At 41.4% G+C, this 16963-nt stretch carries 14 protein-coding genes and 1 pseudogene; 6 read left to right on the plus strand and 9 right to left on the minus strand.

All coding sequences use genetic code 11. From position 1 onward, the window contains the following. Window position 1: 1 nt before the first annotated feature. Window positions 2–1111 (plus strand): AAA family ATPase, encoded by a 1110-nt coding sequence (locus OCU87_RS21145; protein ID WP_261859335.1) that lies wholly within the window; start codon window positions 2–4, stop codon window positions 1109–1111. Between the two features lie 375 nt (window positions 1112–1486). Continuing rightward, window positions 1487–2050: pseudogene (locus tag OCU87_RS21150) on the plus strand (alpha/beta fold hydrolase); the annotation flags it as partial. Window positions 2051–2226: 176 nt separating this feature from the next. Here OCU87_RS21150 and OCU87_RS21155 read toward each other — a convergent pair. Beyond that, on the minus strand, window positions 2227–4728 hold the full coding sequence (locus tag OCU87_RS21155; RefSeq protein ID WP_261858399.1) for an SEL1-like repeat protein: 2502 nt from the start codon (window positions 4726–4728) through the stop codon (window positions 2227–2229). A gap of 728 nt (window positions 4729–5456) precedes the next feature. Between OCU87_RS21155 and OCU87_RS21160 the strand changes: the two genes are divergently transcribed. Further along, complete coding sequence (locus tag OCU87_RS21160; RefSeq protein WP_261858400.1) at window positions 5457–6329, plus strand: alpha/beta fold hydrolase; 873 nt, start codon at window positions 5457–5459, stop codon at window positions 6327–6329. 314 nt (window positions 6330–6643) lie between these two features. On the opposite strand, the gene OCU87_RS21165 is transcribed toward OCU87_RS21160, so the two are convergent. Next, window positions 6644–7651, minus strand: coding sequence for a linear amide C-N hydrolase (locus tag OCU87_RS21165; protein WP_062687744.1), 1008 nt, complete (start codon window positions 7649–7651; stop codon window positions 6644–6646). 163 nt (window positions 7652–7814) lie between these two features. On the opposite strand from OCU87_RS21165, the gene OCU87_RS21170 reads away from it, so the two are divergent. Further along, window positions 7815–8705 carry a LysR family transcriptional regulator gene (locus tag OCU87_RS21170; RefSeq protein WP_062687743.1) on the plus strand — a complete coding sequence of 297 codons (891 nt, stop codon included), beginning with the start codon at window positions 7815–7817 and terminating at the stop codon, window positions 8703–8705. Here the strand turns inward: OCU87_RS21170 and OCU87_RS21175 are convergent. Continuing rightward, entirely contained in the window at window positions 8702–9577 is an 876-nt protein-coding gene (locus OCU87_RS21175; RefSeq protein WP_261858401.1) for a LysR family transcriptional regulator, read from the minus strand. The genes OCU87_RS21170 and OCU87_RS21175 overlap by 4 nt on opposite strands. 164 nt (window positions 9578–9741) lie before the next feature. Here OCU87_RS21175 and OCU87_RS21180 point away from each other — a divergent pair, with 164 nt between their 5' ends. Further along, a complete protein-coding gene (locus OCU87_RS21180) occupies window positions 9742–10752 on the plus strand; it encodes a linear amide C-N hydrolase (RefSeq protein WP_261858402.1) in 1011 nt (336 codons plus the stop codon). Window positions 10753–10826: 74 nt separating this feature from the next. Beyond that, window positions 10827–11282 (plus strand): nuclear transport factor 2 family protein, encoded by a 456-nt coding sequence (locus tag OCU87_RS21185; RefSeq protein ID WP_062687739.1) that lies wholly within the window; start codon window positions 10827–10829, stop codon window positions 11280–11282. A gap of 390 nt (window positions 11283–11672) precedes the next feature. Here the strand turns inward: OCU87_RS21185 and OCU87_RS21190 are convergent, their stop codons facing one another. Genes OCU87_RS21190 through OCU87_RS21215 form a run of 6 tightly spaced genes read right to left on the minus strand, consistent with a single transcriptional unit; the run spans window position 11673 to window position 16860 of the window. After that, complete coding sequence (locus OCU87_RS21190; protein WP_261858403.1) at window positions 11673–13211, minus strand: GTPase; 1539 nt, start codon at window positions 13209–13211, stop codon at window positions 11673–11675. Beyond that, window positions 13204–14919, minus strand: coding sequence for a dynamin family protein (locus OCU87_RS21195; RefSeq protein ID WP_261858404.1), 1716 nt, complete (start codon window positions 14917–14919; stop codon window positions 13204–13206). The genes OCU87_RS21190 and OCU87_RS21195 overlap by 8 nt, the downstream gene beginning before the upstream one ends. Then, complete coding sequence (locus OCU87_RS21200; protein ID WP_261858405.1) at window positions 14919–15335, minus strand: hypothetical protein; 417 nt, start codon at window positions 15333–15335, stop codon at window positions 14919–14921. The genes OCU87_RS21195 and OCU87_RS21200 overlap by 1 nt, the downstream gene beginning before the upstream one ends. A 31-nt stretch (window positions 15336–15366) precedes the next feature. Next, on the minus strand, window positions 15367–16179 hold the full coding sequence (locus tag OCU87_RS21205) for a GTP-binding protein (RefSeq protein WP_062687737.1): 813 nt from the start codon (window positions 16177–16179) through the stop codon (window positions 15367–15369). After that, window positions 16169–16465, minus strand: coding sequence for a YkgJ family cysteine cluster protein (locus OCU87_RS21210; protein ID WP_062687736.1), 297 nt, complete (start codon window positions 16463–16465; stop codon window positions 16169–16171). The genes OCU87_RS21205 and OCU87_RS21210 overlap by 11 nt, the downstream gene beginning before the upstream one ends. Beyond that, the gene (locus OCU87_RS21215; RefSeq protein WP_062687735.1) at window positions 16462–16860 is read right to left on the minus strand and encodes a TerB family tellurite resistance protein; all 399 of its coding nucleotides are present in this window, start codon (window positions 16858–16860) and stop codon (window positions 16462–16464) included. The genes OCU87_RS21210 and OCU87_RS21215 overlap by 4 nt, the downstream gene beginning before the upstream one ends. Window positions 16861–16963: the final 103 nt, after the last annotated feature.

Consider the following 16963-nt stretch of genomic DNA (forward strand, 5'->3'; position numbering starts at 1 on the left):
TATGGATAATAGCAAATTTTATTACTTAGTTGGCTTAGAAGGCTCAGGGAAAACAACCGTATCTAAACAACTGGCCAAGAGCATTGACGGTGGTTTTGCAATTCAGACATCCTCTCGTTTCTTTAGTTTCCTCAAGAGAAAAGGTATAGATACACTGAACGATTTTAATTCAGTGAATGATGATGTACGTGAAGAATTAGTGAATAAATTTCATCATGAATTTATCAGCGACAAAAATAAATATGAGTACTTATTTTTAGATGGCCATATGTACGTTGATAATTCAGTAACTGGTGTAAGGGTTAATGCTATGGCTACCAATAATAATGGGGTATCCAATGGTATTATTCATTTGAACTCTTCATCAAAAATGATAGAAAGCAATGTTAACAATGATAATTCTTCTAAAGTGAGAAATAGAAAGGTAAGAAGCTTAGAGGAGACAAAAGAGCGTTCCGAAAAGGAGTTTCAAGCAGCCGAAGACTATTGCATTAAAAACAACATTGAATTCGGAGTATTAAATCACACTATTTCAGATGGTATTTTTACTAGCAAAAGATATTCTGACGTTGTATTTTTAAATGAATATTATCTTCCGCAAACTCTAGAAATTAGAAGTTTATACGGTAAACAATTTGACTCAGAGCTATCACCATCAGCTTTGCGTAGGCTACATCATAAGATTGGCGAGTTGCTAGTAAATTCATTTTACTCCAAAACTAACTTAGCCCAAGAAAACTACCAAGTGATTTCGATGGATCGCTCAGGAAACTATATATCTAATGGATTCATAAATAATTATGATGGTAACTTTTACATGTACAAAAAATCTGACAACAATGAATTTTCCGTATATGAAAACAAAAGTATAGTGATTATCGACTCAGTTATTGATAGCGGAAAAACCATAAAAAACATAGTTGAATCACTTCCTGAATCATATAGTGAAACCATCCATGTTATTTGTTTATCCATTAATGTGAAAGCATTGGATATGATCTTTTCTCTTAAGCACAAAGTTTCATTTCATTGTCTTGGCTTTTCCAACAAAGAAGATAGGCCAACAGGAAAAGGAGATATGGGGGCTCGACTATATGGTACCTGTAGTTAAATAAGCTTAAACATGGCATTGAGTGAGATGTGTAATGAATCATCATTGCTAAATCCAACTTAGTTATAAGGGCAAGAGTGATTTAAGGTAGAGGTATTTTAACTATCAGTTAAGCATGTATAAATATTTCATCAATTGTTGTATTCCATTGATAACTTTTGTCCATCACCTTTCATCTTCGGCATCTCGTTCAATGGTGCCGTTCTTCATTTTGGGATACGAAGTTTATTTTGTTAACAGAACTCTGCCCTACCTTATGTCATTGAGTTCCACTCTATTTAGCTTTCCAGGCCAATATATTGATTACGTTTCTATCGAAGAAAGCACGAAAATTGTGCGAGTGAAGTGTCGTCGAGATAAGAGATATAAGATCCACACTCGTCTTTCAACCGAACAGAATACACCATGGTCGCTTTCGCGAATGACATTAAGGCGGTCATTGAGAAAGAACAACTGGATTCTGTCATCTTGGTTGGACATTCGATGGCGGGTGGCATTATTGGTGTTGATACATCGCAAAACGTAGCATTAGCCTTCGCACAAAGTGACCTGGACGCAATGACCAAGCCATTTGAAGAAGACTTTCAAAAAGGTATGTCGGTATTCGTCCAAGGCTCACTGCCAAAAGATGTAAATACAGAATTGCTCCACTGGGTAACGCAAGACATGGCATCTGCCCCTCCAGATATTGCGATAAACCAGTTCCGCCATTACCTAGGCCAATATGTGAGTGGTAAAGCAAGCCAAGTCTATGAGAGTGTTAATGTACCAGTGGTACTCGTGAATGCTCGGTTATGGCCGACTAACTCAGAAGAAAATAAGAAACACATTAAAGACTACCGCATCTACTACATTGAAGACTCAGGGCACTTTCCGATGTTAGAGAAACCGAATGAGTTCAATGCTACCCTAATGGAAGCGGTTAAGTCAGTTAAATAGTTCTGTTCCAGCCATGTATTAAATGGCTCATCATTTAGCACAAGGCTCGTACAGCGAACTTAGCTGAAATGTTTGTAACCGCACCGGCTGATCACACCTAACATTTTCCTGAATAAGATAAAAAAGCCTCTTTACCTGATACAGCTAAAGAGGCCCTTACCATGCAAAGAAACAGCCTAGTTCAAATATGCCATTGTTTCATTTGAAGTAATGAATAACGTTTCTTTGCCAATATTACGTACCGATTTTAATTCCAACTTTTGATGATGTGGCTTTATGTAATAAAGTTTATCATCTGTATCAACCAGTAGTGTTCGCAATCTACCATAGACAATCACTTGTTCTAGCTTTTTCCAGCGCTTATTTTTATCAAGCGTCGGTACTAAATCATCGGTATTTTGATTCATAACGATCGATTGTAAAGTCAATTGCCCTTGTTCATCAAGCATTGCAAAAGTGTCAAAAGTACCTTCAACTTTCATCACTCGAGCCTTGTTATGAGCAATTACTACTGGTGAAGCGCCGCCACCTAAATCCCAACAATCGACATCACCGTTGCGACTCAACGCACAAAAGCGGTCACTATCAGGGCTCGCCGCCAGTGCTTGATACTCGCCTTGAATTTCACCACCAAAATGATAAGCCATTGGCCCCCAAAGCAAAATATCCCCTGAGCTATCTAAAGCGAGGAAATGGCTTTGCACGGGCGCGATATCGACAATATTCGCTTGTAAACGACGATAAACTTTGAGTTCATCATCAAGGCTTTGATAGGCTGAATCTTCAAAATTAGATGCCGCAAGAATAGGACTGCCACCAGCCATTGCACCGCCCCAAGTGACAACACTTCCATCATCAAATAGAGCAGCTGAAGCCGCGTCGTTATGAACTAGCTTTTTCGCCCCTTCTTGCTCAAGTCGAGTCAATATGCTTGGTTCAGGACGACATCCCCCTTTCAAGCGGTGGATTAAAAGATGATCCCCTGTCGCACGATTAAATAAGTATCCACAATGGCTTTGTTGCACACTTTGATTATTAGCCAATAATTTAAACGGTAGTTTCTCGGGCGGATTCCAAGCTCCATCCACGGCTAAACGCCCATCTTTATGTCTCCTTGGCACTTTCATATCACCACGGTTATAAGCCTCTATTTGCGGTACATCAGGGGCTTCAGCGACAATCCTCCATGGTGATAATGAGTATTCACGAAAGCGAACACGCTTAAGTTGGTTAAGTAAGCGGTTATGTTCTAAATAATAATTTGGCTCATCATGCTGAGCGTTCAACGCCTGATAACGCTTTTTCAGATCACCGCCAAATTGTTTCGTATATTGAATGGCATCCTCACGTACTTCAGGACGTCCGCTATCAGCTAAGACATTAACGTCATCTTTAAATCGATTAGAAAACCCGTTTCTGCTCTTCCAATAGCTAGAAGCTTCATACCACTGCTCTTTCCTCGCGTGCAAGGCCAACTCAAACTGACTATACCTGTCTTGAAAAGCTGCGGCTTCTTGACGCCAAATAATCGCTTGCTTTTTATCGCCCGACTCATTTGCTCTATCCATCAACCATAGCATTGCAGTTACATTGCCTTTAATTGCTGCTTGGTAGATTTTAGCGCGAGTATCGGGTAAATCTTGGGCTTGTTTAAGTGCCGTTTCAAGCAAAGCATTGGCATCACCTTCACTCATCGCACTTTGTAAATATGCTTCAGCGTTTTCGGGCTCGCTTTTTTCAAGCAGTACTGACAATTGATACTTACATTCAGCGTCACACGATCCAACTATGTCGGCTTGACTTAGTAACGTCAAAGCAGAGTCAGATTCACCACCATTCATCATCACATATGCGAGTTCTGTAAACGCGTGTAACTCACCCGCCTGAGCGGCAGAGAACAACAATGATTTCATCTGCTCGCTATCGTCTTTAGTGAAAAAAGTGTTTCCTTGTTGAGCAAATAAAAGATCACCACGAGCGAATAACGCAGGTCCGTAGTTACCCGCCTTTTCAAACCAAGTATTAGCCTCATTTAGATCTGGAGTCAGCATACTAATGCCATGCTGAAACTGTAATCCCATACGGTAACTTGCTATCGTATCGCCTTGCAATGCGGCAGGTTTAACCCATTCATTAACACAATGCTGGCTTAGATATAAAGGGTCCTCTTGAAGACACATATCCAAGTGCATTTGCGGCGGCACTTCAGTCGTGTTAGCCCATTGCATCGCAGCTTTTAAATCTTGAGGCAACCCATAGTTGCCCGTTCGATAACCTTCCGCTAAATACATTCGAGATTGTCTAATATCGGCTTTTGCGGCTTGCCATAAATATGGTGACGCTTTGCTTGGGTCTGATTGACTTGACCAACCTTGGAGATGACCCAAAAATGCACTGTAAGCTGAATACGCATCGCCTAATTGTGCGCTCAATTCAAACATTGCCAACGCGCGATCTTTATTCGGCGACTCTAGCCCCTCACCCGTGTAATAGAATTGCGCTAATGCCCCTGCACTCCAAGCGGTATGCTTGGTGATAGATTCAGCCAGCGCAAGTCGCTGCTCAGCACTAAGCTTCGGCTGTTGTAATTCATGTTGAAATTCTGATAATGGATCGGCAGCTAAACTCGGACTACCAGCAAGCGCTACAATTATAGGGAAAATAGAAAAATACCGCACAAGATAAACCTATAAAATCAAACAAATAAAGGCGAAAACTTACCACCTAAAGTGCTGAAATAAAATAATTAAATTTAATTAATATTAATTATGAGCAGCGTTTTAGTCAGCGCAAAGCAAGCGCAAAAATTTCATCACATATTATTTCACAATACTGTCTAGTATATGAGGTGATTATATGCCTCTCTAAATCGGATTAGTTTTGGTAGGGAAAACACACATTACGAAATTTTATAGAGTCTTTGGTCTAAGCGATTTCGGGGCAAGAACGAGTCAGAAGGTTATCGCTGAAACCTGTGATCGCTGAAACCCATCTGGACACAAATGCGCTAACATTGTGTCATCGAAGTATGTCATTAGCTTCTCGTTTTCACCTTCTATAACCTCGCAGGTAGCTTTCTGGGTCGATACCTGTTTCATTGTTTGGTGGAGTCCCCTATGTCTAGTCCAATAAGTGTTCATCCTGTAGCGGCCAAATCAACTATGCCACCACCCACCTTGCGGTAATTCTAAGTAACGACGCCCGCCCCACAGCTTATGCATAATCACTTTAAACTGTTGTGCTTTATATGCTGACGACCTTTCTGAATTGAACACCACATCAACAAATTAAACGGCAAATTTATCTCAAAGCTGACCTTGACCTGTCTAAGGCTTCATAGTTTATCGTGACTATATTGATTGAGAGGAATATTTCCTGTGCCTCTAAAAGTAAATAGAGAGAAACAATGAAACGTTTAATTTTGATGATGACATTTTTGGCATTCATGTCATTAAACAGCGTGGGTGTTTTGGCGAGCAACACACCATCTAAGTACGGTGTTGCGACGTCCAGCGATGGTGAACTGATCGCTTATAGTACCAGTGGTCGCGGAGAAACTGCGCTTATCTTCATTCATGGCTGGAGTTTAGACAGTAGGCTTTGGCAGAACCAGCTTGGTTACTTTTCACCGCAGTACCAAGTGATCACCATGGATTTAGCTGGGCATGGGAACTCGTCTTTCAACCGAAAAGAATACACCATGGTCGCTTTCGCGAATGACATTAAGGCGGTCGTTGAGAATGAACAACTTGATTCTGTCATCTTGGTTGGACATTCGATGGCGGGTGGCGTCATAGCAGAAGCAGCGAAGCTCATGCCGAAGAAAGTGAAAGGCATTATTGGTGTTGATACATCGCAAAACGTGGCATTAGCATTCGCACAAAGTGACCTTGAGGCAATGACCAAGCCATTTGAAGAAGACTTTCAAAAAGGTATGTCGGTATTCGTTCAAGGCTCACTGCCAAAAGATGTAAATACAGAATTGCTCCACTGGGTAACACAAGACATGGCATCTGCCCCTCCAGCTATTGCGATAAACCAATTCCGCCATTACCTAGGCCAATATGTGAGTGGTAAAGCGAGCCAAGTGTATGAGAGTGTTAATGTGCCTGTGGTGCTCGTGAATGCTCGGTTATGGCCAACCAACTCGGAAGAGAATAAGAAACATATCAAAGACTACAGCATCTATTACATTGAAGGCTCAGGGCACTTCCCGATGTTAGAGAAACCGAATGAGTTCAATACAACCCTGATGGAAGCGGTTAAGTCAGTTAAATAGTTCTGAGCTAGTTATTCAAGGTAACGACGTCACCTCTTGTTCCGCGAGTACACAGACGCTCGACCGCAGATCGCTGCGGTCACGCAATCACTTGATTCGCGGCCGATCCTCAATCTATTTCTATCTTTCTTTTTCTTTTTCAGCAAAATGAATCTTACATTTTTTATCATATTTAAGGTACGAGGAAAGAATATAGGTAGTTATCCCCTCCCCCTTTGCCTTAAAGTCGCATACGGCAAAAGGGGGCGTGGATGTGATGGAATACGTTCGTTGTTAACGTACAGCCAGCATAGGTTGGCCTTAATGATAAGATCTTATTTCAACGGCACTTCAACGTAGCTTGCTTCTACTCCGTAGATAGGCGTTGCGGAGTACGACACTGAGTCAAAGTTAATGTTGTCTAAATCAATTTTACGAATCGTCGGATTATCATAAGTACGGAAGTAATACGCTTTATCTTCAATATCAACCACGTTGCCATACGCTACGATTTGTGGAAGTGGAGACAAGAACTCCCAGTACATTGAACCCGGAACGAGTTCCATATTATTTAGCATAGAGAATGCTCGGTTAACGCCTTCATCACGGCCATCGTTCGCTGGTTTATTTTTTCCGTAAGCAGCATTTAACGCTGCTATACGCGAGAAACGATCTTCAGAGCTGGTGCTGAAGCCCGGAAATACATCTAAGGTTTCTGAATTGCGAGCATTCACTTTTTCAATGGCTGCTTTCGCCAGTTTTTCTTGCTCGGGATAGCTAGGATCATTGGTCATAACACCGAGCGTATTTTCGTAAACCACCGCTTCACCATTAACGTGCTCAATCACTACTGCGCGCTCGCCGTCATTGATGGCGTAGTGAAAAGCGACGGTCACGCCATTAAATTGCTTCATATCTTCGTATACAACAGTAAGCTTCTTCGCAATTTCAACCGCTTCGTCGGTCGATTTTGCGTTACCTAACATGGTCGACACGATAGAAAGAGAGGTCGCATCACCTTCTTTTTTATCAGAGTATTCCGCTGCCCAGAATCCAAGAGCTTCGATGCTGACACCGTGCTCGTTGAGGCCTGAGGAAATCATTTGAGTGTCACCATGGCGCATACCGACAAAGCCGTATTCAGATGTTGAATCGCGGAATTCATGACCGCGAGGAACAACAATTAGGTTTTCTTCGGTTTCCATCGGCAGTTCGTTAGTACGGCTGATGAACTGATTACCGCTGGCATCTGTAATGTAAGAGTAAGAACAAGCATGTGCTGTCGCAGTAAGACCCGCGACAGTTGTAGCGGCTAATGCTAATGCGATAATTGATTTTTTCATGATGAACTCCACATAGTGTCTAGTTTAAGAGCGTCTAGGTTAAGAGCCTTGTCGCTCTAATTCGTTTTGATGGAGCTATCATGCACCCCAATAGTTAATCCATAAAATTTCAATGGACAACCTAAAGTAGTCTATAATCCCAATAAACCGTTAGGAGATACCTATGGACTTTTCATTGTCACAGCTACAAGCATTTGTTATTACTTACGAAACTGGAAGTTTTAAAAGTGCGGCGATTCGTCTAGAGAAGCGTAGCCAAGCTATTGCAAAATTGGTTGCCAATATGGAAGAAAGCTGTGGGGTTTTACTATTTGAGCGTCATGTACGTCGGTTAGAAGCCACCGAGCAAGCTAAAAAGCTGTATAAATTGGCGAAAAGAGTGCTGTTAGATTCTGAACAGATAGCCGAAATGTTAGAAAGCTTTGAAGATGAGTTGCCATCGAGCTTTACGTTAGCGATAGACAGCCAGTTAATGAGCACTGAAATAACGCGCTGCTACAAGGCAGTATTAGAAGAGATCCCAACCATAGATCTTGAAATACTAACGGGAAATACAAAACAGGTTAGCCTGTGGGTACAAGATGGCACTGCAGATATGGGGCTAAGGGCTTCTCCTTTTGCTTTAGAAGAAGAGCTTGTCACCATCAGCGCATTTAATTTCCCCACCATTACCATTGCACATAACAACCTAATCCCACGTGGCGCCGTTGTTACTGCTCAAGAGCTCGCGAACCTAAACCAGATTGTTCCTAAGTTTGTGTTTCAGTACGAGCTTGATAAAGGACATGTACAGAGCGATAGAGTCGTCATTTCAAATAATTTGCAAGCAACCGTTGAAATGATCAATGCGGAAATTGGATGGGCTGTCGTACCTGGATTTAGCGTGAAAAAACTCATCAAAGAACAAACCATTTCTGAATTCTATATTGAAGGTTCGGTTTCTGTTGTTTGGACAGCAGAAGTTATCTATCAAAGTGATGAGAAGCTCACGCTGGCTGGCGATATTTTCACTCAACACGTTCAAGCTTTAGAGTCGGAATTAAACAAACGTTAGAAACTGAGACTTTGTACTTGCTGGATAAGCAAATCACCCGCTAGGCTTAAATCGTCTTCACTTAAGTAAATCAACTCTGCTGACCAATAGATTGGGGACGCGCCTTCGATTGTGAAACTAGAGAACGTGCCCTCTGCAAGCTGATTACGCACCATAAACTTTGGTACTACCGTCCAACCCATGCTTTCTTCTACCATAGATAGGGTTTGTTGCAGGTTATTCGATACTATGGGTTTATCGCTAAAAACATGTTGTTTTTGGTGATTAAAGTGATAAACAAACTTAGGCACAACCTGAGCCATTTGTGATGAATCATCTTCCGAGATCACTGCGCCATGGTTGACTAACTGCGACGAAGCAATATTGATAACCTCAAAGTTGAACGCGGTTATTTTTACCACTTCACCTTCGACTGAAAATGGGTAAAACCGCAGGGCGAGTTCTACTTTCTTTTCCGTCAACCAATCAAACATCTCTGTTGTGCTACCCGTACGTATATCTAACTGCAAATCTGGAAATGACCTCAATAGCTCTCGAAAGCAGCCCATTATTTCAGGGCAAACCAGCATACTATCCATACCCACACTCAATTGTTTTGTTTGCTTTCGTTCAAGGCGTCGAATGGCACTTTGCACTTTACTGCTATTAATTAATGTTCGATTGATCACGGGGAAAAGTTTGTGGGCCACTTCGGTGGGCTCTAAGTACCTTATTTTTCTGTCAAACAGGGATATATCGAAGGTTTCTTCCATTGAACAAACGAGTTTAGTAATGACTTGGCGGCGTTTATTGAGTTTTTCAGCGGCGGCTTTAAAGCTGCCATATTCATAAGTAGCAGTAAACGCCTCCATTTGAGCGAGAGAAAAATCCATATCTATTGCCTTCCATTAATAAGCCGATACCCATAATGGCATAAACAACCAAAGGGTGCATCATGTGAGTTTTTGTGTTCATTTTTTACCTACATAATAGCTCCATCAAAGACAAACCAGCGATGACGACGCAACGTTGGTTAAACTAATTACAGGGTATCAAGATGAAAAAAACACTATTAGCTTTAACGATGGCAGCGACGACTTTTGGTGCAATTCAAACGGCAAACGCATGTTCTTATGCAACGTTCGAAATGGATGGTAACGCTTACGTTGCGCGTTCAATGGAAGCCCCTGATTTTATGCAAGAGCACCTAGTGACGGTACCTCAAGGTTACGAAATCAATGGTAAGTCTGGCGATGCGGGATTCATTGGTATGCGCCACGGTGACACAGAGTGGATTTCGTCAGGTTTTAATGAGCACGGTGTTAACGTTGAGTCTTTAGCGCTGATTGAGTCTAAATACGCCGCTGAAGGTGAAGGCGATGTCAATTATCTTGAAGTGGTTGGACTTATTCTAGCCAACGCGAAATCTGTCGATGAAGCGGTTGAATTGCTTAAGAAAACTAAAGTTGAAACCACAACCATTAAAGTGGCTCATAACCTGACGGTTGGTATGCACTTCGCTATCCGCGACAAAGACCAAGCCATCATCGTTGAATATGTAGATGGCACAGGCTACCCGACCATCTATGAAAATGACTTAGGCACCATGACCAACGATCCGTCATACCCAGTTCAAGCTAAACTGGCCAATGCGGCAATCAAAGAAGTGAATGCACGTACGAGCGAAACGATTGATACCTTTGATAAACGTGATTCCGCTCCAGATGGTCGATTTACTCGCATTGCAACCACACTAGCAGCGATGGATCAGAACAAAAAAGCAGGCGATATTCGCGATAACGGTGTTTCTAGAGCGTTTGCACTGCTTAACGACATGGAAATCGTCCCAGGGACTATGTACTGGGAATGGGTATCACCTGACCCGCAAATGGTAGGTTACGGTAACGTTGTTGACATCGCCAACATGGATTACTACTTCCGTACTGCTGATAACCAGCAGATACGTAAAGTTGACCTAGACAAGATTGACTTCTCTACGGTTGAGTACACATCAACAACTATCTACGGCGTTGAACCCGCGTTTCAAGACGTAACTCCTACTAAGTAATATTTCGACAATAGACAATCAGCCTCTCAATAAATAGATGTTGAGGGGCTTTTATCAATACAGGACGAATGACGATGAAACTAAAACCGACGCTAACCGCCTTAATCTTAGCCTTCTCATTTAATATGCCGATAGCGATAGCAAATGACGACCACACAGAAGTATTAGAAACGGTGCACTCAATGTGGGACAACGCTCGTACAGCGAACTTAGCTGGAATGTTTGCAGCCGCACCTGCTGATCACACCTATATTATGGCTGGGTTTTCATTATGGAGTCGCGAGGAGGCTATCACTTTCTATGAGGCCGCGTTTGAAGGTGTAGCTCGTCAGGACATTACTAATTTACGTGAAAAAGTCACCATGACCTCAGATACATCGGCTTTGTACATGGCAGACGCAACCTATACCCAATATGATACAAAAGGTAACAAGCTTGAAGCCGGCCCATACGCCATTACTGTGGTACTCGAAAAGCGCGATGGTCAATGGATGAATATCCACACTCATCAGTCATTTCCACCGCAATAGGAAGAATTTAGACTGAACTTTGGCATCTATCACAGGTGTTAACAAATATGCAGTAATCGCTAAGGCATTAGTGCTCACCACAGACTAAACAGTCGCGAAATCGCTTCGCGACTGAGTCCTCAACCCCCTTCTCTTTCAACTTGATTTAAATATTCAGCAAAATGAATCGTAAAGAATAGCAATTAGACTGAAAGCAGATCTCGCAAAGGGGCTATAACTCTTTGTTGACGAGGAAATGGAATGGACAATTATCACACAGCCCTTTGCCTTCAAATCGTATTCAGCAAAGGGTTGTGATTGGGGGAGTTTTAGGACTTAGGTGCTTTCTTGTCCATACTGCCACCCATAGGTTTATATTTAGGAAATTAAAGCAAGATTCTAGACCTTCTCTTAATAATTAATTTGCTCAAGGTCAGTTTGGCTATCTAATAGTGATTGATAGTCACTTTGATACCCACCTTGCTCAGTTGTGAGTTTAGCGATTTTGTCATCTAGAGCTTGGATACGTAAACCTATCATTTGAGTGATAACTTGCTCTGATATATTGCCATATTCACGCTTTACAGTTGCGCATATATCTTCTACAGCTTGATATAACTGGATAGATGCGTTGCGATTACGTTCGTTCTCTGCCTTTTCTTCACTATTTGATTTATATAGATCGTAAAGTGCTGTAACCACCTGCACAACAACGGCGGCTTTACCCGCCCACTTACCTAGCGTCGTTTCCCAGCGACCTTTTAAGCCTGGGATCTTAAACTTCCGCCCCTGCAACAATACTTCTTTAATGTTGTCTGCATTCGCTATCTTACCCAGCCCTTCAACCCCCATATCAAGGTATTTGTTGTTATTACCAGATAAGAGTTGCTCCATCTCATGTGAAATAGAAACACGCATTGATGAGCTTACCTCGCCAATCTTATCATTTAGCCATTGCTCTAGCTTGTCACCAATAGGATCAACTGCAGACTGTAAAGCACTATCAAGTTGCGCTTGGTTGCTGCTATTTTGTAATACATTGCTGATATCAGACTTTATTAGCGTTAACTCATGGTTTAAAAAGTTACGTGACTCTGAAATTAACGCACGCTGACGAGAACTAAGCATAGTTTTATCATCACGCGCCATGTCTAATTCACTATCTAGATGACTGTCATCACGACTCGATAACTGTTCAATCACGGGCTTGTACCACAATTCCTTAACGGTACTTTTAAGGCCAGCTAGCTGACTAGCCTTACTGTCTTTCTCTTTTAACCAATCAATAAACGTTTCAATAAAGTGACTGTACCCCGAATGTTCTAGTAATTTTGCATGATCATTCTTCAAACGGCCTTTAAGTGCCGTTTGGGTGTTCATTGGTATCACTTTAATTTGTTGAATAGTTTCATCTGATACTCCGTATTGAGGAGCGAGTTTAACTAAGATCTGTAGAACTTTTTGATGAGCCGTTGCCTTATCTTCTTCTGAAGCGAGTTGATGATTCAGAACGATAAAAATGTGTTTACCAAGATTAAGCATATTAAATAAACGCTCATACAGGTCTTTAGTATCTTGGTCGCCATCACGGATCACAAATACCATCACATGAGTACGTTTGATTTGCGCTATTGTCGTTTCTTCATGATCAATCGGTGCATTTACCCCTGGGGTATCTAGCAGGCGGTAGCCGTTCCAATCGAATATATCAACACTATCCGTTGTTGGGATCTCACCAACGTTTGCACGCTCTTCACCCATTAACGCATTAACAAATGTGCTCTTACCTGCGTTATATGCGCCATACAGCATGATTTGTAATACTTGATCATCTACTTTTTTATTTAACTCATCATGGATTTGATTGGCTAAATCACTACCTTGATAGTTAATGACCCTCTCTTTTGAGTCTAATAGGTTTTGCTTAATATCGATGAATGGATTACGCATTATGCACTCTCAAGTTTCGGGTTTGTTGTTGGCATTCATTGATGGCTACAACAATGTTTTCAGCATAAAGTTGAAGTGGTTCAAATGAGCGGTTCACTTCTTCGAATACCGTCTTCACTTGAGCCGGTAAGTTAGTACGAATTGCCTCTGAAGTCGTTTGAATCACGTTATCAGGAGAGACACCCACTGATAATTTTTCAGTCGTAATTTCAACGAAAATCATCTCACCAGCCTTGTTACCACCATAACCGCCGATTGCCCCACCAATCATTGCGCCAATAGGTCCCCCGAACAAACCACCGATTGCCATACCCGCAGCAGCACCAGCTGAAGAACTGGCACTTTGTTTTGCTTTCCCTGAGACTTTTTCAATATCAATTGTAATATCGTTAAAATCACCTAGGTTTGCACCAGAGAGGTCACTCGATACCTTTTTAATATCTTTAACCACGTCTCTTAACTCATGTCGTAGCGTTTCACTAATTTCTTTTTCAATCAGCTTGTTAACGTCATGCCCTAGCGCTTTTTTATCTCGACTACCCATGTGCTTATCAACAATCAATGGCACTTCACAAAGCACGTTATCTAGGATTTGTGAAGACAAATTATTCTGCTTAAAGCGAAGGTTTTCCGTCATCTCTTGTAGACTAGTTTGTAGCTCTAGGACTTTTGGTAAGATGTCTTGATCCATTGGTTTTAACACTTCGCCATTTAAGAAGTTAACCATCTGCTGCTGAGCTTTGCTTACCTTATAAACATTTGCCTCATCAACAATATTGGCTAAGCGCTTGAACAGTTCAGTCAAACCACTTTCTTCGAGGGCATTAGGGTTTTGTTCATGCTGTTTTTTATAAGCATGAACGGAGACTGATACTGCTGTTTTTAGCTTTTCAACCTCACCTAAGTCTTTCACTCGGCTAAATACATCATCTTCTTGTGCTTTACGCACTTCTGCTGTTTTATTGAATAGTGTTTGCACCAAATCGTCGGCTTCGTCGCACCAGTCTTCTTCCATCTTGTCGCTTTTGGTAAGCACAGGTTGCAGTGGCTTTTTCTTTTCAAGCTCAAGCTTTAGATCTTCTAATTCTTGTACCTGACCCGGAGAACTCGATGACGTTAACCACAGAACAGCATCAGCACTGTCGGTATAACGACGGGTTAGATCGCCATTTTCATTAACAATAGAATGTAAGCCAGGTGAATCCAACAACACTAAGTTTGAGCCAAGCTCTACACCTTGAATTTGCGCTGTCGTCTCGGTAACACCTTCGGCAAACTGACCTTCAAAGTACTTCACCTCCCCCTTATCAAAGAAAAAGCGTTTTACTTCACTTGGATTGAATAAGTCAGCGATATAGTTACTGAAAGAGCTTTTACCCGCATTGACCTTACCAAACACCAGCAAGATAACTCGATCAGAAAACTGCTCACTCAGAGCTCGCATTGGGGATGCATCGCTTAACTTCTTATCCCATTGTTTAACTTTGGTATTAACTGACAGCTTAATTTCATTCGCTAGCTGATATAAAGCATGCTCATCGTTGATCGTTTCATCATTGAACTTTTCAGCCTGCTTCAGTTTTCCAACTAATTGCGACTTGATATTATTCAACTGATCTTCTTTGTTCGATACGTCGTTAATGCCCACTTTAAATTCACTAAGGGCAACTAAAAACGGATTGTCTTGGGTTGTTTTTACATCATCCATTACAGCGTCCTTAGCAACTCTTTCTCGACAATCTCTAAACCTTCTAGCTCTTGTTCGAGTAGCTCAATCTCACGATTACGACCACGCACGCTGGCTTTATTGTTGTAATTATTCATTGCTTGTAAGCTCAGTTGATTGTCTTGCTTGTTGGCACGGATCAACTCTTCTGGCGTTATAGTCAATTTGTGTTTAGTGATAAAACGTTGTGCTTTAGCTTTATTTTCTGATGCTATGCGTTGGTCTTTTGCCAGCTTGACTGCTGCTGCTTTTTTACGTTCATTATCAAGTCTTGCACGCACGCGCTCACGCTCTAAATCACGAGCGCTAGAAGAGCTAGAGCTGCTACTATCATCACTTGTAACAATGGCAGCAACACCAGCAGCAATAATTCCACCTACTATCCAAGGAATAGCCATAATAATCTCCTATCTTTTTACAATTGCTTGGCTATACCAAAGCTTGGGATAATGTATTGATATCGCGCTGTAGTTCTGATCTTTCTTTCATCGCTTTAGCGCGTTTACTCATTAGTTCAGCAGCAGTCCATTTAGTTTTAGAGCGAAGTTCTAGCAGAATTTTTGATTTCAGACGCTTAAGTTCTTTCTCACGTGCAACATCTACCTGTTCTACTAACTTACCTGTAAGTGAAAATAATTCATTTAGATTGCTCCTTTCACAGAAGATTGACTTATTCTCTTGAATACCACGTAAATAGCGCTGAGCTGAGACCTTAATTACTTCAAGCTGTTGAAGATCTATAAATTGCATTAATTGCTCACGAATTTTTCTCTCAACTGTTGCTACATCATCTGGTGATTTTTGATCTACTTGAGTGATGACAAGGAACATCTTTTGGCTATAGTTTTTATCTTGTCGCGCCAACTTTAAAAATACATCTAATTCATATTTATCTAATTCACCAGCTTGTGCTTGATGAACCAAAAACAGGTAATCTGCAACCTCAAATGCCCCTTTGATTGCTTTCGCATCATCTTGACGATTTACATCGGCATCAAGCCCCGGAGTGTCAATCCAAATCACTTTTTCTTGTTCGAGCTCTCGGTTTTCTACCGTCTCGCGCTTATCTGCGGCCTTAAAAAATTCTTCGCCGATTAAGGCATTAAGCAACGTACTTTTACCGTGGTTATACTTACCAAATACGGCAATACGAGGCTTAGACGAATTATTTTTAATAAATGCTAAGCGGTTAAGGTTCTGCTCTTCTTGGGGCAGAAAATGTAATAATGCGTTAATGTCCATTATCTAGGTTCACTCTATAGCGTGGTGGATAATCTTGCTCTTGTTGCAGAGAATTACAGACTTCAGCGTTCTTTTGGTAATACTCTTTTAAGCCAACCAGCTGAGAAAATAGTTTTTCATAGCCTTCGTCTATTCTGCATACCAGCGGGCGCTTTTGATAAATCAAACAGCCCTTATGTTGTGAATAGTGTTTGCATTTACCATCGCCTGAATGAAATTCTTCAAGCTCTGCGATACCTTTAATATTTTGGCAACACAAGCCACAACGAGTACAAGGGAAACTCATATGTGGATCAATGCCTCACCTTGAGTGAACAATGAAAGGATGTTTTTCGACCACTCACGATAGATAATCGCAAGGTTAGGATTTAGCTCGAAATGTTCGATAATGGCATCAATCGTATGTTGCTCTTCTTTTGCTATAACACCATCTGCATAAACCAGAGCCATTAACTCCAACAGCACAATTTTTTGATGGCTGTCTTGCTCAAAAGTATCCAAGATACTAAACAAATTGAAATTGGCTTCATCATATTCGATGTCGTCCATCTGCATCTCCATGCAGTATTTAGCAATCAGCACCTCTTCGTCCACTGAGAAATCATTATCAGCGTGAGCGATATGATGTGCTAAAGCCAAGAAAGCCTCTTTCTCTGCCATTGATAAACGATTTAAAAACATGTATCGACTCCATGTCATTTGAAAATTTTGATTTGGATTTAAACTATAACGGCATGATATTAGACGAAAATAACTTCGCATTCTGCTCGTGAACTCTCAACCT

This window comes from Photobacterium sanguinicancri (genome assembly GCF_024346675.1).
Classification (GTDB): Bacteria; Pseudomonadota; Gammaproteobacteria; order Enterobacterales; family Vibrionaceae; genus Photobacterium; species Photobacterium sanguinicancri.

Coding starts and splice junctions, on each gene's coding strand:
- OCU87_RS21145 (WP_261859335.1), top strand. CDS start 2: ATGGATAATAGCAAATTTTATTACTTAGTTGGCTTAGAAGGCTCAGGG.
- OCU87_RS21160 (WP_261858400.1), top strand. CDS start 5,457: ATGAAACGTTTAATTTTGATGATGACATTTTTGGCATTCATGTCATTA.
- OCU87_RS21165 (WP_062687744.1), bottom strand. CDS start 7,651: ATGAAAAAATCAATTATCGCATTAGCATTAGCCGCTACAACTGTCGCG.
- OCU87_RS21170 (WP_062687743.1), top strand. CDS start 7,815: ATGGACTTTTCATTGTCACAGCTACAAGCATTTGTTATTACTTACGAA.
- OCU87_RS21175 (WP_261858401.1), bottom strand. CDS start 9,577: ATGGATTTTTCTCTCGCTCAAATGGAGGCGTTTACTGCTACTTATGAA.
- OCU87_RS21180 (WP_261858402.1), top strand. CDS start 9,742: ATGAAAAAAACACTATTAGCTTTAACGATGGCAGCGACGACTTTTGGT.
- OCU87_RS21185 (WP_062687739.1), top strand. CDS start 10,827: ATGAAACTAAAACCGACGCTAACCGCCTTAATCTTAGCCTTCTCATTT.
- OCU87_RS21190 (WP_261858403.1), bottom strand. CDS start 13,211: ATGCGTAATCCATTCATCGATATTAAGCAAAACCTATTAGACTCAAAA.
- OCU87_RS21195 (WP_261858404.1), bottom strand. CDS start 14,919: ATGGATGATGTAAAAACAACCCAAGACAATCCGTTTTTAGTTGCCCTT.
- OCU87_RS21200 (WP_261858405.1), bottom strand. CDS start 15,335: ATGGCTATTCCTTGGATAGTAGGTGGAATTATTGCTGCTGGTGTTGCT.
- OCU87_RS21205 (WP_062687737.1), bottom strand. CDS start 16,179: ATGGACATTAACGCATTATTACATTTTCTGCCCCAAGAAGAGCAGAAC.
- OCU87_RS21210 (WP_062687736.1), bottom strand. CDS start 16,465: ATGAGTTTCCCTTGTACTCGTTGTGGCTTGTGTTGCCAAAATATTAAA.
- OCU87_RS21215 (WP_062687735.1), bottom strand. CDS start 16,860: ATGTTTTTAAATCGTTTATCAATGGCAGAGAAAGAGGCTTTCTTGGCT.